The organism is Ferrimonas sp. (assembly GCF_048263965.1).
In the GTDB taxonomy this organism is placed as follows: domain Bacteria; phylum Pseudomonadota; class Gammaproteobacteria; order Enterobacterales; family Shewanellaceae; genus Ferrimonas.
Window position 1 is genome coordinate 120,823 of sequence record NZ_JBLXDO010000009.1, and the last position, 14,443, is coordinate 135,265.

The following is a 14,443-nucleotide window of genomic DNA, read 5'->3' on the forward strand; positions in this document are numbered from 1 at the left end:
TCCTTAGGCCTCGAAGTGGCCCTTGCCGTCACCGTCGGTGGTCGTATCGGACTTAACCTCAGACTCGCCATCGGTCACGAACAGGTGTTTGTAGAGCACACCCTTGAGCTGGAAGAAGAAGGGGATCATCCAACACAGTGCCACCAGGGTCACCACCGCCGCCAGCAGTTGAGTCATCCCATCAATGGCTTCGCCCTGTGCCTGTCCCCCCATCACCATGGCCAAAGGCCAGAAGGCGGTCACCAGCCCCAGCACCGCCAGAGAGTAGGCGCCAAACGCGGGCAACAGATGCTTAAGCATCACCCTGGCACTGTCGATGATGGCGCGAACCGGATTGTTTCGGTGCATGACATAATAGAGGTTTGCCTGGCTGAGCAGCACCATCAGGCCCAGTCCCAGCATAAAGAACAGGGCAAAGCCCAACTGACCCACCATACCGGTCAGAAGACTGATCAACAGCAGTGGTGCGGTCAAAGGCAGAACCCGGAGCATGTCAGAGGCGCTGGAGGGGCGACCCAGAGCGCGCTGCAGGCCGATAAAGGCCAGGCCAGCTTCCACGGGCGCAGTGATCACCACCATCACCAGTTGAAGCATCATAAAACCTTCAGAGGCGGACGCGTCTTCCACACTGATGGTCACCGGCATACCCATGAGGTTTTCGATGATCCAACGGAACAGGAAGAACACCAGTGCCATCGCAATGCCACTGGCTACGGTGGCGTACAGAAGGGGGCGAATGTCTTGGCGGACCAGGGAAAAGGTCTCACGCAGGACGGAAACTAAATTCAAAGATTGCATTAAAAACGGGCGTAGCTCGCTAAAAACAACAGGTTAAACAATCATTATACCCGGGAATACTCGCCGGCGTCATCCCTGTTACAGCAAAGTTGCAATCCGCGTAAGCCAGGGTTCAGTAACCGTCCTCAGTTCACCGCAGGGACACCGCTGTTTCTAAGGGAGTTTATCAAGCGGCGTGATCTGGCGCACATCGTGAGACCACACGTAAAATACCTTGGTTTTACAGTGAAAACATTGCTTGGCGTTTTGCCTATGAACCACTAGAATTCGCCGCCTTAATTTGCATTTTTAACCCAAGCCGCACTGGCGCCTTGAACTGGAATCGCCCATGAGTCACTCCACTCAAGAGACCCTGGTCCGCCTGGACTCTGTTACCAAGTCCTACGACGGCAACAGAACCATCATAGACAACCTGTCCCTGGACATTTTTGACGGCGAGTTCGTTACTCTGCTGGGCCCTTCCGGCTGCGGCAAAACCACCGTTCTGAGATTGATCGCCGGTTTGGAAGAGTGCAGCATCGGCCGCATTCTGCTTGGTGGTCAGGATATTACCCTCCTCGGCCCGGAACAGCGCAACGTCAATACCGTATTCCAGAGCTACGCCCTGTTCCCCCATATGACGGTGTTCGACAACGTCGCTTTTGGCCTGCGCACCGCCAAGGTGCCAGAAGCCGAAATCAAGGAGCGGGTGATTGAAGCCCTGAAAATGGTACAGCTCGATACCATGGCCCCTCGTAAACCGGATCAACTTTCCGGCGGTCAGCAGCAGCGCATCGCCATCGCCCGCGCCGTGGTCAATCGCCCCAAGGTATTGCTGCTGGACGAAAGCCTCAGCGCCCTGGACTACAAGCTGCGAAAACAGATGCAGATAGAGCTGAAACAGCTGCAACGCAAGCTGGGGATCACCTTTATCTTCGTGACACATGATCAGGAGGAGGCGCTGTCCATGTCGGACCGCATCCTGGTGATGCGCGAAGGGGAAGTGGTGCAGACCGGCACCCCCAAAGAGATCTATGAGACCCCGGCCAACCGTTTCGTGGCTGAGTTTATCGGTGAGTCCAACCTGTTCCCGGCCAAGGTGCTGGAGCCCATGGATGAGCGTCACTACCGCTGCGACATCAGCGGCAAGATCTATCCTGTCTACAGTGAGAAGCCTCTGGACATAGGCGGCATGATCAACGTACTGCTGCGCCCGGAGGATCTTCGCCTTGAAGAGATCCCGGCTGGTGGTGACAGCCAGTACCTCACCGGCACCGTCACCGAGCGTACCTATAAAGGAATGACCCTGGATTCGGTGATCGCCCTGGAGAATGGGCAGCAGATTCAGGTGTCCGAGTTCTTTAATGAAGACGACCCCGATGTGGACCATAGCCTGGGCCAGCGGGTCGCAGTGACCTGGGTACCCAGCTGGGAGGTGGTCCTGCCCTATGACGGCCAGTAACAAATTCAAGTGGTTTTCCATCGGACTCATCAGCCTGTGGCTGGTGAGCTTCGTTCTGGTACCCAACCTGATGGTGCTGGTCGCCAGTTTCCTCACGTCTGACATTCACGACCTGGTGGTCTTCAAGTTCACCTGGGAGAACTACGCCCAGCTGATTGATCCCATCTACGCCAAAGTGGTGGGCTACTCCGTCTATCTTGCCGGCATCACCACGCTACTATGCTTGCTTATCGGCTACCCCGCGGCCTGGTTTATCGCCCAGTTCAGCCCCAGGGTACCTGGCATTCTGCTGTTTATGGTGATTGTGCCCTTCTGGACCAACTCGCTGATCCGCACCTATGCCATCAAGATCATCCTGGGCACCCGCGGCGTCCTCAACTGGGGTCTGCTGGAGCTGGGGATCATCGACACCCCGATGCGGCTGATGTACACCCAGGCGGCGGTACTGATAGGCATGGTCTACATCCTGCTGCCCTTTATGATTCTGCCTCTGTTCTCCAGCATCGAGAAACTGCCCGGCAGCTACATCGAGGCGGCACGGGATCTCGGCGCCGGCAAACTGCGAATCTTCCGCACCATAGTGTTGCCCCTGACCCTGCCCGGGATGATCGCCGGCAGCCTGATGGTGTTCCTGCCCGCCATGGGGATGTTCTACATCTCAGATCTGCTGGAGGGGGCGAAGAACCCGCTGATCGGCAACCTGATTAAAGACCAGATCCTGGTGGCCCAGAACTGGCCCTTCGGCGCCTCTTTGAGTGTGGCCCTGCTGGCGATGATGGCGGTGATGCTGTTTGTCTACCATAAGGTGGGCCAGATGCTGCGCCGCAAGGAGGAGCTCGATGTCTAAGTTTCTGAAGTGGGGCTTCCTCGGCCTGCTGTTTACCTACCTGTATGCGCCCATCGCGGTGCTGGTGGCCAACTCCTTCAATGCCCACAAGTACGGCATCAAGTGGATGGGGCTGACCGGCAAGTGGTATCAGGCGCTGATCGACAATGCCGGTCTGATGGAGGCGGCGCGCCACTCCCTGACCATCGCAGTCTTCTCCGCCACCCTGGCCACCGCCATCGGCACCCTGGCCGCGGTCGCCCTGTTCCGCTATCGCTTCCGCGGCAAGATGGCCCTCAATGGCATGCTGTTTGTGGTGATGACCTCTCCCGACATCGTCATGGCGGTCTCCCTGCTGGCGCTGTTCGTCAGTTTCGGCGTTGCCCTGGGCTTCTGGTCCCTGTTGATGGCCCACATCACCTTCTGCCTGCCCTTTGTGGTGGTGACCGTGTTTGCCCGGCTCAAGGGGTTCGACAACGCCATCCTCGAGGCGGCCCGGGATCTGGGTGCGAGCGAATGGCGCATCTTTCGCAAGATCATTCTGCCCCTGGCGGCCCCGGCCATCTTCGCCGGCTGGCTGCTAAGCTTCACCCTCTCCCTGGATGACGTGATCATCAGCTCCTTCGTGACCGGCCCGGCCTACGAAATTCTGCCGCTGAAGATCTACTCCATGGTGAAGGTGGGCGTCTCCCCGGAGGTGAACGCCCTGGCCACCCTGATGCTTATCCTGTCGCTGCTGCTGGTTGCCGTGGCGCAGTTGATACTGAAACGAAAAACGGCGTAAGCTTCGCTTGCGTAATATTTACCAACACCGTTGATTTGAGGAAACAAAAACAATGATCCGCACCCTGGCTAAATCCGCGTCTGCTGCGCTTATCGCCCTGTGCAGCTTCGCCTCCCAGGCGGCCAACGACGTTGTCTACTTCTACAACTGGTCCGAATACATTCCAGAGGGTCTGCTGACCGAATTTGAGAAAGAGACCGGCATCAAGGTGATCTACACCACCTACGATTCCAACGAAGCGATGCACGCCAAGTTGAAGCTGACCGGTGCCAAGGGCTACGACATCGTCGTGCCCTCCACCTACTTCGTGGCCAAGATGCGCGACGAGGGCCTGCTGCAGCCCATCGACCAGTCCAAGCTGTCCAACTTCAAGCACCTGGATCCGGTGATGCTGGACAAGGCTTACGATCCCGGCAACCAGTACTCCATCCCTTACGTATGGGGCGCCACCGGCATCGGCATCAACACCGATTTCGTCGATCCGGCCACCATCACCGGCTGGAAAGATCTGTGGGATCCCAAGTGGAAGGGTCAGCTGATGCTGATGAACGACCAGCGCGAAGTGTTCCACATGGCCCTGCGCATCCTGGGTTACTCCGCCAACTCCACCGATCCCAAGGAGCTGGAGGAAGCCTATCAGTACCTGAAGAAACTGATGCCCAACGCCCTGGTGTTCAACTCCGACACCCCTTCCCTGCCCTACATGGCCGGTGAAGTGTCCCTGGGGATGATCTGGAACGGCTCTGCGTTCGAGGCCAACAAGAACGACCCGGCCATCACCATGATCTACCCCAAGGAAGGCGCCATCTTCTGGATGGATAACCTGTCTATTCCTGCCGGTGCCGAGAACGTGGACGCGGCGCACAAGCTGATCAACTTCCTGTTGCGCCCCGACGTGGCCGCCAAGGTGTGTGAGGAGGTGGGCTACCCCACTCCCAACAAAACCGCCAAGGGCATGCTGGACCCCGAGTTTGCCAACAACCCCATCGTCTACCCACCAGAGGATGTCGTCAAAGCCGGTGAGTTCCAGTCTGATGTGGGCGAAGCGGTTCGCATCTACGACAAGTACTGGCAGAAGCTGCGTACCGGCAACTAAGCCGCTGGTACTCTGCACAAAGAAAACGCCGCTGTTCAGCGGCGTTTTTCATGCTGTTGATACAATACCTGGACTCGGACGCCTGAGCTTAAGCATCAATAAGATGGCGTATCCGCCCATGGCCGCCAGCAGGTGTTTCAGGGTGTGGCCGCTGATCCAGCCCGCCGTGGCACCGAAAATGTCCACATCATAGATCTCGGCAGCCTTAGCCAGCAGGTAACAGCCGAAGCACACCAGAAGCAGCCACTGATGGGAATAGCCGGACGGGAAAAGAACAACAACCAAGGGGATGATCAGCACAGGCATCAACTGAACCCAGACATAGAGCCAAAGATCCTCTCGCCAATACCAGTAGCTCACGGACGCCAGACCCAGAACCAGTGCAGGCACCAGTAAAGTGGCCAAACGGGCATGCAGATGCTCACTCAGCAGGGCCACCAGCACCCCCATAAACCCCAAGGCCATGGGCAATCGGTCCCAAACCAAGGTGGCGTCATTGGGACGCCAGTGATAATAGGCGGACCCCAAGCCAACCAACACCAGGCTGACAAACACAGCCAACCAGGCCCCCCGGCACGCTTCGAGTCTACCTCTTAGGAAATGAATCACGCCCAGAACTCCGACCAGGGAGAAAGCCAGGCTGGACAGCACATCCAGCCCATTGGGTATGCCCAGCACCGCTCTGGTATCGGCGAAGTCATGATAGGCCGGATCCTGCCGGATGGGGGCGACGGCCGCCAACACCAGCAGCGGGGCGAGCATCACCATAACCAGTACCCCATGCCGCCAGGTCAGGCGCCATTTGGTTGGCAACGGGAACCTATTACCTGCGCCCATCGCTCTCCTTCCCCTGTCCTGCTGCGACTCAGTTAAGTATAGGATTTGACCTCTCTACTCCTGCAAATGCTGCCCCTGGTCGATGGGTGTACCAGGCAGCACCCAATCGCCCTAGCGCGGCTTCACCCGTTCAGCACAACCTAATTTGAAATGAACGACTGCAGTGCCCAGAGCACTCATCAAACAGAGATAAGGAATCCATAGCAGCGCGATGCCATTAAGCACATCCGGTTCAATCAAAACCAGCAGATTGAATATGAACAGCACACATGACGCCCCCATGCCAATCAAATAGGCGATTCGGGTTTTGATGAACGCCCCAGCCAGGCCACCAGACACCATGCAAACTGCAGCCAGTATCAGGGCTGTCAATGGCATAGCGAAAGGCAGCATCAAAAACAGAACGAGTAACGAATCCATGTTGGCTCCCAAAACGGTGGCAACCTCCTCCACTCAGTTGCCTTAAGTCCAACATAGAGTGATATCGATTCCTCGGCCAGTCCTGGCGAACCCCGAGCTAACCAAACAACTCGGGCGCCAGTTCCATGACCTTGGCCTGAATCCCCTGCTTCAGTGCCAGGGGCGCACGCGCCGGGTGGCCCACCTGAAATGGCGGCGCCGGGTCGTATTCCAACAGCAGTTCCATGGCCGCCGCCTGCTGGTCACCGGCCACCTCGGCAATGAGATACAGGGCAAAGTCCAGGCCGGCGGTGATGCCGCCACCACTGATGCGGTTTCGATCATGAACGATGCGCTTGGCCTCGTGGGTCACCTTGGGAAACCGGCTTATTGCGTCCACGTAGGCCCAATGCACGGCGGTGCGATAGCCATCGAGCAAACCGGTTTGGGCCAGGATCAAGGCGCCGGTGCACACCGAAGTGATGTACCTGGCCCCGCTCCCTGCCCGTCGCAAATAGCCGATCACCTCCTGATCCTGCATCTGAGCCGACGGATTGGCGCCGCCGGGAACCAACAACACATCCATCGAAGGGGCGTCCTCGAAGCCGTAGTTCGGCATCAGGCTGACGTTAGCGTCGCTGGCCACCGGTTGGCCGGTCTTGGCAAAAGTAAACACGTTAAACAGGCCACTCACCGCCAGCACCTGCAAGGGTGCATAGGCGTCCATCATGGTCATGCCGGGGAACAGGAAAATACCTATGTTGAGTTTGTTGGGGTCCAGTGGGATTCCAGCCTCATTGCTGGGGGAATTCGGGGCGTGATTCATGCTTGTCTCCGCAATGTGATTACCAGCGGACTATGGCATTGGCCCACAGAGGGTAACAGGGACCTTTGCCGACCCAGGTACCAAATGGAACCATTGGCCCCTAAAGTTCCATTTAGGCCTGTTGTCACCGTCAGGGGCTTGCGGTGACTCCCGGGATCGCTACCCTAATCCCACCCCTTCGCCGATTAAACGTGCCTATGACTCCGAGAACCAACCGCAGCAAGAAGCGCATCATGCACGCCTTTCAGCAACTGCTACGAGCCAAGGACTACTGTGACATCACGGTAGCCGAAATCATTGAACAGGCAGACGTAGGCAAAACCACTTTCTATCGCCACTATGACCGCAAACTGGACCTGTTCAATGAGCTTCACCGTCACTTCTTCCAGCAACTGCTGTCCAGCTTCAGTCAGCAGCAGGCCTGGCTGAGTTCCACCCCCAATGACGCGCTAGTGGGGATGCTCTCCTTTTTCAGTAGCGAAAGTGGGTTCAGACGCTCCATGCCCTACAAGTTGGGCAATGACTGGAATCTGGCCAGCCGGCAACTCAAGCGGGATCTAAATGCCCAGATTGAACACAGCCTGATTCAGGCTTTCGGTGAGGACGCCTTCGACATGGAGGTAAAGGATCTCTCCGGTGCCCTGGCAGCCCTGTTCATGGAGTTTGTCATCCAGGCGGTGGATGATAAGGCTCGCCCTGGTGGAGAGCAGAAGGCCATCAGCCTGCAGAGGCTGGTCCGCGCTCAGGTGCACGCCGCCCTCAAACCTGAAGCTCTGCTCCTCAGCGATCGTTCGGGTTCAGCGCCTGCCTGACCCTGGCCCTCAGCGCCTTGTGGTCCGGGTTGGACTGCAATGAGCGGTGGTAGAGCATGGAGATGGGGGCACTTTTCATTGGCATGGGAAATGCCAGCAACTTCACGCCCAACTGCTCAGCCATCGACTCCAGGCGTTTTGGCGTCACCGCAATGGCATCGGAGTGCGCCACATAGGCCAGTTGGGAGGCATAGGAGCTGGCCCGGTGAGTGATGGTTCGCGGCTTGGGCTGCTCACACAGCAAGGTGAAGATGTCATGCTTGTGCCTGCGAGTGGTCACCGCCACATGACGCTCGCCGTAGAACTGCGCTTCGGTGAGGGTGTCGCCAACCCTGGGGTGATCCCGGCGCACCGCCACCCTGACCTGCTCCTCCACCAACAGCTCATTCACTACACTGGCATCGTTGATGGTCACCAGATCCAGCACCAGATCCACCTGGCGGTTGCGTATGTCGTCAAACAATTGTTGCTGTTCATCGGGCGGATTGGACACATCGACATCCACATGGGCCAGATCGTACGCGTACAGGTCCGGCGCATACACCTTGTGCTGCACCTTAAACAGCGCCTCGTCAATCAGACTGAAGGCCGGTTCGAGCTTAGTGGTCATGTAGTTGGCGTGAGCGGTGGCTTCGATGGAGCGCCCCTTGCGCACAAACAGCGGCTGGCCGATGCCCTGCTCCAGCTGCTTAATGCGCATGCTCACCGCCGCCTGGCTGATCCCCAGGTGCTCGGCCGCCTTGGTGTAGGAGTTCAGCCGGTACACCAGGGTAAAGGTATTGAGCAGATTCAGATCCATCGACGCCCCTTAATATAAGCTGTGATTATGTATTTTATCAGCTGGCGGCCATTTATCACCACTATCACTTATCCAATACTGAACTCATCCCGTCAACGACGCCAGCAAAGACTCTGACGCACCCCACAGGGGTCCCCAGGCAAACCCTGCCTCCGGAGCAAAGATGTAGCGATGGCCGTTGGTCTTCAGATTAGCTATGACTTTGAGGTGATTATGAAAAAATCCATTATTGCACTGTCCGTGGTGATGAGCATCAGCACTCCCCTACTGGCCGACCAACACGACCATGGCGCGGGCAAAGATGAGCACGCCCTGACCTCCACCTTCAGCTACCAGGGCAAGCCCGCCACCCAGGCCACCATCGAGGCCAACCGCCAATTCGCCAAGCAGCTGGATTTCGCCAATAAGAAGGGCTTCGAGGAGACCCGCAAGGGGCTGATCGCCGAGTTTGACCAAGAGACCGCCGCCATCATCTGGAACGACTACCGATTCCTGGAGGGGGAAACCCCGGATACGGTCAACCCCTCCCTGTGGCGCCAGGGGCAGGTAAACCACGAAGCGGCCGGCCTCTACCGGGTGACCGACCGCATCTATCAGGTACGCGGCACCGATCTGGCCAACATGAGCCTGATCCGCAGTGACAACGGCTGGATTGTGCTCGATCCCCTGACCACCCCCAAGGCCGCCGAAGCCTCGCTGCGTTTCGCCCTGAAGAATCTGCCTGAGGGTGGCAACCTGCCTGTGGTGGCCATGGTCTACTCCCACTCCCACGGCGACCACTTCGGTGGAGCCCGGGGGATTCAGAAGCTGTTCCCCGAGGTCAAAGCCTACGGCTCGAAGAACATCACCAAGGAGATCGTCGATGAGAACGTACTGGCCGGCAACGCCATGTCCCGCCGGGTCTCCTACCAGTACGGCACCGTGCTGCCCATAGGCGAAACCGGCATTGTCGATGCCGCCCTCTCCAACGCGGTTACCAAGGGTGAGCTCAGCTATGTGAAACCCACGGAAACCAACCACAAGGCCAACATCGAGTCCTGGGACATCGACGGCGTTGAATTCATCTTCATGGACGCCTCCGGCACCGAAGCCACCTCAGAGTCGGTGGCCTACATCCCTGAGATGAACGCCATCTGGGGCGCAGAGCTGACCTACAAGGGGATGCACAACGTCTACACCCTGCGTGGTGCCAAGGTGCGCGATGCCCTGCTGTGGTCCAAGACCATCAACAAGGTGATCAACGAGTTTGGCGGCGACGCCAAGGTGCTGTTTACCGCCCACTCCGCCCCCATCTGGGGCAACGAGGAGATCAACACCTTCCTCAAGCTGCAGCGGGACAACTACGGTTTTGTTCACAACCAATCCCTGCGCCTGGCCAACAACGGTGTGGTGATGCAGGACATCGGCTGGGAGATCCAGAAGATCATCCCTGACAGCATTCAGAAGGCGTGGCACACCAACGGCTACCACGGCACCTACAGCCACAATGCCCGAGCGGTGTACAACATGTACCTGGGTTACTTCGACATGAACCCGGCCAACCTCAACCCCCTGCCCAGCCAGGCAGAAGCCAGCAAGTTTGTGGAGTACATGGGCGGCGAAGAGGCGATTCTGACCAAGGCCAGGGCCGACTTTGACAAGGGCGAGTACCACTTCGTGGCCACAGTGCTCAACAAGGTGGTGACCGCCAACCCGGACTTCAAGCCCGGCCGTGACCTGCTGGCCGATACCTATGAGCAGCTTGGTTACCAGAGCGAAGCCGCCGGCTGGCGTAACGTCTACCTCAGCGGCGCCTATGAACTGCGCAACGGCATCCAGAAAACGGTGCTCAAGGCCAACTCCGCCGACGTGGTCAGCGAGATGGATATGGGCATGATGCTGGATTACCTGGCGGTGCAGGTGGATGCTTCGGTCGCACAGCACAACAGCTTCACCCTGACCGTGGTCCTGCCCGACATCAAAGAGACCTACTTTGTGGAGATGAGCAACGGCAACCTCAACAACATCCAGGTTACCGAGCCCAGGAAGGCCGACGCCACCCTGACCATCAATAAGGGCGACATCGACCGCATCAACCTGGGTCAGGCCAAGGCCACTCAGTTGCTCGAAAGCGGCGAAGCCCAACTGACCGGTGATCAAAGCGTGCTGGACAAACTGAAGCGCTCTCTGACCAAGGCGAATACGGCGTTCTCCATTGTCCCAAGCCAGAGCCTGAGCACCGCTCAGCACTCACATCAGCACTGATAAACGCCAACGAAAAAGCCGCCAGGGGTATGCGCCCCTGGCGGCTTTTTTTCACCGTTGCTCAGCTAGTGGGCATGGCCCTGCCCCAGGTTAACCACCAATACTCCGGCGACAATCAATCCCATTCCAACCCAGGTGGTCAGGTCCAGATGCTCCTGGTACACCAACATGGAAAGCAGGTTGACCCCAAGGATCGCCAGCGCGGCCCATAGGCCATGGACGATGCCCACCGGCATCCCCTTCATGGCGAAGGAGAGTGCCACAAAGGCGCACAGGTGGCCGAAGGCCACCAGGGCAACCGCACCAGGCTTGCTGAACCCATCGGTGGCTTTCAACGCGACATGAGACACCGCTTCGGCGGCGACACCCAAAATCAGAAACACCCAACTCATCGATATGACTTTCACTGTTCATTGAGGACACAGTCACAGTGTATTGCCACCAAGAAAATTGATAATCCCGGCCATCGTCAAATCACTATTTCCATCCAGCAACAATCGGCAAAATAGCTAATACAAACAATAAAATAGGGCATTGAGGCAGCCCGCCGTCGCCCAAACTCTCCGATGCAGGGCAGCAGCCATGGCTGTATCTGTACCCAAGCCAGGATGGCACTGTCCAAACAGGCCCTGCCAGAGTTGGCTAGGGACTCCTAAAGAGAATTAAGCTCTCCCAGCCAGAGTCCACCATGGGTGATGGCCATGGAGATTTGTGGATACGAGCAGTGAATGCTCAATCAGGTTAGTTTGCTATGAAAAGAGCCACTGCGCCTCATTACGTAACCCTTCAAACTTCTGCCTGGTTTTGAACCGAAGACTGGACCAGCTCACCTATATTTTCCCGCTCACTCTTGCAGGCTGATCCAGACTCGGCATAGAGGCTCCTTATGGCCCAGAATTGATCCATACAAGCCTTAAAGGCCTCAAGGATACGGGGATCGAACTGACCAGTACTCTGGGCTAATATTATCCGCTCTGTTTTTTCGCGACTGAACGCCAGCTTATACACCCTCTCGCTCACAAGGGCATCGTAAACATCCGCCAATGCCATCAGGCGCGCAGCGACAGGGATCTCTTCACCACAGAGCCCATCCGGATAACCACGGCCATCCCAGCGTTCATGGTGATATCGGGCAATATCGCGTGCGTAATGAAGAAATGTTCTTTCACCCTCGTTCCTTAGCGATGACTCCATCGCGTTTATCGCTTCGTCGATAGCATCGCCCCCCAGGATGGTATGGGTTTTCATCACCGCGAATTCGTCTTTGGTAAGACGCCCCGGCTTCATCAGAATTGAATCTGGAATTCCGACCTTGCCGATATCGTGGAGCGGAGCCGACTTATAGATCATCTCGATCACTTCATCGGTGAGCACGCCAACAAAATCGGGATGAGTCTGCAAGTTTTCAGCCAATACCCTGACATATTGCTGCGTACGCCGAATATGCTGCCCAGTTTCGTTATCACGAGTCTCGGCCAGGGAAGCCAGGCTCATAATGGTGGCATCTTTGGTGGCCTGCAACTCCTTGGTACGCTCACCGACCAGGTTTTCCAGAGAAAGGTTGAGATTCAGTAACCCTCTCTCCGCATCTGCCCGTCCTGCGGACGCACGAGACCAATACCACAACACGATTAATGCGATGGGGTAACCGAACAGCAACGGATAGGAATAACTTAACTTCCTGGAATAGAAATCCCAGTTAAAGGCGGGTACGTCATAGGTAACAACTATTATCAAGGGGCTGATGCTGTTTTGCTGATCTTGGGAGACCGACAGTTGGGTTCCTCCGGGGCGTAGGGTTTCAAAGAAGTGACGATGGGCATCGATCTCTACCGAACCCCTCTCTTCAGCTTGAATCAATGGCCAGGCACTGGGATAAACATCGCCAAAAGTCTCATTTTTGCCGAACATGAACCCCCACTCCCTGCTTCTGTCGGGATGGGACAGCCAGAATCCCGAGCCATTCACCAGAACACTTTCCCCTTTCAGGTATTTCATACTTTCTCGAAAGCGTTGTAACAGCATTTCACCAAGGTAATTAATGACGATGACCCCAATTGGCTGCCCTCTGTCATCATAAACTGCACTGGCAAAGCGAATCATCGGCTTATAGGGTTTTTCGATCTCACCCTCTTCCATATTCAGATCAAACGGGGAGATATAGATCGTGTTTTCGGGAAGCAACATTGCCTGCTTGAAGTAGTACCTATGCGCCTTATTTTGAAGTTGGTTCCTTTCAACGACCTTAGAGTTACCGCCAAGATAATTCACCCTGATCAGTTCATCTCCATCAACTGAAAGTATGCGTATCTGATCGTATATCCCATGAGTTTTAATCATATTCAGGAACGCCTGCTCTATCGCATTCCGCTCACCGAGGGCACTGGTTCCCATCAGTAATCTATGGATAAACTGACTGTTGGCAATAAAACGCAGGTCACCAGAAACCGTTTCAAAGTCATGAGTAGTATGATCACTCGCCACTTGAATTGCCGAGAGCGTTCGCGCTTCTATCTCCGTCTGCTCAACCCGCACCCCCAAAGCAAAGGCATAAAAATACGCGCCAAAGAAAACCAGCGACAGTGGAATGGACAACAACAGGAAACGTCTTAAAGACGATACCTGAGTTTGTTCTTTCGGTAATACCGAGGCAGGAACCGCACTGCTCATAACAAATCCTTTTGAAACGTCTTACAGCGGCCTTACTAAATTAACCATATCACTAACATGGCTTCATTCAAGGTCAATGGGGGTATTGCATGACCTAATCTTTCGACCCCATCTCGAATCAGCTATAGGACAGGCCTCTTCAGACAATCGCCAATTTAAGCCATTAAATCATCGCATTAGCTATAAACCTGTCCCTCACAGGTTCATTTGGTGTTGAAACAATTAATGAACCGGCGTATATTTATGACCCATTACACTTTGTGAGCCAACCTTGAGAGACCATGTCCGTCTATCTCTACACGCGCTTCTCGCCCAAGAACCGGGCCTACCGGGAGCACCTGGACGCATTGACCGCTGCCCACCCCGATGCCAAGCACATCGAAGACAGGGTAAAGGGCTTTGTGCCCCCCTTTGAACGGCCGGAGTTCAGCAAACTGTTCAAGGCGCTCAACAGCGGCGACACCCTGGCCATCTGGTGGCTAACCGCCTTTGGCCGAGACTTTAACCAGGTGCTTACCACGGTCAACCAGATACTGGAGAAAGGCGTCACCCTGGAACTGCACTGCCAGCCCCTGCGCTTCGAGCCCGGCAGTCAGCAAACCCAGACGCTGCTGGCCCTGTTGACCGGCTACGACCAGGTTCAGACCCAGCACAGGCTGTTTGCCGCCGAACAGGCCCGCACCGCCATTAAGGATGAGCCGGAGTTGTGGCAGAAGAAGTTTCGCGGCCGCCCTGCCGACAAGGCGAAACACCAGCAGATCGCGGCCCTGCTGCTGGAGGGGCACACCCTGCAGAGCGTGGCGCAGCAATGCGATGTCAGCCTGTCGACCGTCAAACGGGTGAAAGCCAAGTTGAATACCCTCGATGATGACGGCGGCCTGAGACGGCGTGGTAAATCTCCCCAATAAAAC

General features: G+C 56.5%; 14 protein-coding genes. 7 read left to right on the plus strand and 7 right to left on the minus strand.

Annotation, left to right across the window (positions count from 1 at the left end; translation table 11 throughout):
* Positions 1 to 3 precede the first annotated feature (3 nt).
* On the minus strand, positions 4 to 789 hold the full coding sequence (locus ACN0RV_RS10340) for a hypothetical protein (protein WP_417347526.1): 786 nt from the start codon (positions 787 to 789) through the stop codon (positions 4 to 6).
* 337 nt (positions 790 to 1,126) lie between these two features.
* Here ACN0RV_RS10340 and potA point away from each other — a divergent pair, with 337 nt between their 5' ends.
* From potA to ACN0RV_RS10360, 4 genes are read left to right on the plus strand one after another with little or no spacing between them, the layout of a single operon-like run.
* Positions 1,127 to 2,239: a spermidine/putrescine ABC transporter ATP-binding protein PotA gene (potA, locus tag ACN0RV_RS10345; RefSeq protein ID WP_417347527.1), complete on the plus strand. Its 1,113-nt coding sequence runs from the start codon at positions 1,127 to 1,129 to the stop codon at positions 2,237 to 2,239.
* On the plus strand, positions 2,226 to 3,086 hold the full coding sequence (gene potB, locus ACN0RV_RS10350; protein WP_417347528.1) for a spermidine/putrescine ABC transporter permease PotB: 861 nt from the start codon (positions 2,226 to 2,228) through the stop codon (positions 3,084 to 3,086). Before potA ends, potB begins: the two co-directional genes overlap by 14 nt.
* The gene (potC, locus tag ACN0RV_RS10355; protein ID WP_286342749.1) at positions 3,079 to 3,849 is read left to right on the plus strand and encodes a spermidine/putrescine ABC transporter permease PotC; all 771 of its coding nucleotides are present in this window, start codon (positions 3,079 to 3,081) and stop codon (positions 3,847 to 3,849) included. The genes potB and potC overlap by 8 nt, the downstream gene beginning before the upstream one ends.
* A gap of 52 nt (positions 3,850 to 3,901) precedes the next feature.
* The gene (locus ACN0RV_RS10360) at positions 3,902 to 4,945 is read left to right on the plus strand and encodes an extracellular solute-binding protein (RefSeq protein ID WP_417347529.1); all 1,044 of its coding nucleotides are present in this window, start codon (positions 3,902 to 3,904) and stop codon (positions 4,943 to 4,945) included.
* 48 nt (positions 4,946 to 4,993) lie between these two features.
* Here ACN0RV_RS10360 and ACN0RV_RS10365 read toward each other — a convergent pair whose 3' ends face one another.
* The 3 genes from ACN0RV_RS10365 to ACN0RV_RS10375 form a co-directional block, all read right to left on the minus strand.
* Positions 4,994 to 5,782 carry a hypothetical protein gene (locus ACN0RV_RS10365; protein WP_417347530.1) on the minus strand — a complete coding sequence of 263 codons (789 nt, stop codon included), beginning with the start codon at positions 5,780 to 5,782 and terminating at the stop codon, positions 4,994 to 4,996.
* Between the two features lie 111 nt (positions 5,783 to 5,893).
* On the minus strand, positions 5,894 to 6,202 hold the full coding sequence (locus ACN0RV_RS10370) for a hypothetical protein (RefSeq protein WP_417347531.1): 309 nt from the start codon (positions 6,200 to 6,202) through the stop codon (positions 5,894 to 5,896).
* A 97-nt stretch (positions 6,203 to 6,299) separates the two neighbouring features.
* The gene (locus ACN0RV_RS10375) at positions 6,300 to 7,007 is read right to left on the minus strand and encodes a DJ-1/PfpI family protein (protein WP_417347532.1); all 708 of its coding nucleotides are present in this window, start codon (positions 7,005 to 7,007) and stop codon (positions 6,300 to 6,302) included.
* Positions 7,008 to 7,204: 197 nt separating this feature from the next.
* Here ACN0RV_RS10375 and ACN0RV_RS10380 point away from each other — a divergent pair, with 197 nt between their 5' ends.
* Positions 7,205 to 7,819, plus strand: coding sequence for a TetR/AcrR family transcriptional regulator (locus tag ACN0RV_RS10380; RefSeq protein WP_417347533.1), 615 nt, complete (start codon positions 7,205 to 7,207; stop codon positions 7,817 to 7,819).
* On the opposite strand, the gene ACN0RV_RS10385 is transcribed toward ACN0RV_RS10380, so the two are convergent.
* Complete coding sequence (locus ACN0RV_RS10385; protein ID WP_417347534.1) at positions 7,788 to 8,618, minus strand: LysR family transcriptional regulator; 831 nt, start codon at positions 8,616 to 8,618, stop codon at positions 7,788 to 7,790. The two genes, ACN0RV_RS10380 and ACN0RV_RS10385, sit on opposite strands and share 32 nt — an antisense overlap.
* A gap of 213 nt (positions 8,619 to 8,831) precedes the next feature.
* Between ACN0RV_RS10385 and ACN0RV_RS10390 the strand changes: the two genes are divergently transcribed.
* Entirely contained in the window at positions 8,832 to 10,862 is a 2,031-nt protein-coding gene (locus ACN0RV_RS10390; protein ID WP_417347535.1) for an alkyl/aryl-sulfatase, read from the plus strand.
* Positions 10,863 to 10,927: 65 nt separating this feature from the next.
* Here ACN0RV_RS10390 and ACN0RV_RS10395 read toward each other — a convergent pair whose 3' ends face one another.
* Together ACN0RV_RS10395 and ACN0RV_RS10400 are read right to left on the minus strand one after the other, a co-directional pair.
* The gene (locus ACN0RV_RS10395) at positions 10,928 to 11,254 is read right to left on the minus strand and encodes a DMT family transporter (protein WP_417347536.1); all 327 of its coding nucleotides are present in this window, start codon (positions 11,252 to 11,254) and stop codon (positions 10,928 to 10,930) included.
* Between the two features lie 394 nt (positions 11,255 to 11,648).
* Positions 11,649 to 13,532 (minus strand): HD domain-containing phosphohydrolase, encoded by a 1,884-nt coding sequence (locus ACN0RV_RS10400; RefSeq protein WP_417347537.1) that lies wholly within the window; start codon positions 13,530 to 13,532, stop codon positions 11,649 to 11,651.
* A gap of 281 nt (positions 13,533 to 13,813) precedes the next feature.
* Here ACN0RV_RS10400 and ACN0RV_RS10405 point away from each other — a divergent pair, with 281 nt between their 5' ends.
* A complete protein-coding gene (locus tag ACN0RV_RS10405; RefSeq protein ID WP_417347538.1) occupies positions 13,814 to 14,440 on the plus strand; it encodes a recombinase family protein in 627 nt (208 codons plus the stop codon).
* Positions 14,441 to 14,443 lie beyond the last annotated feature (3 nt).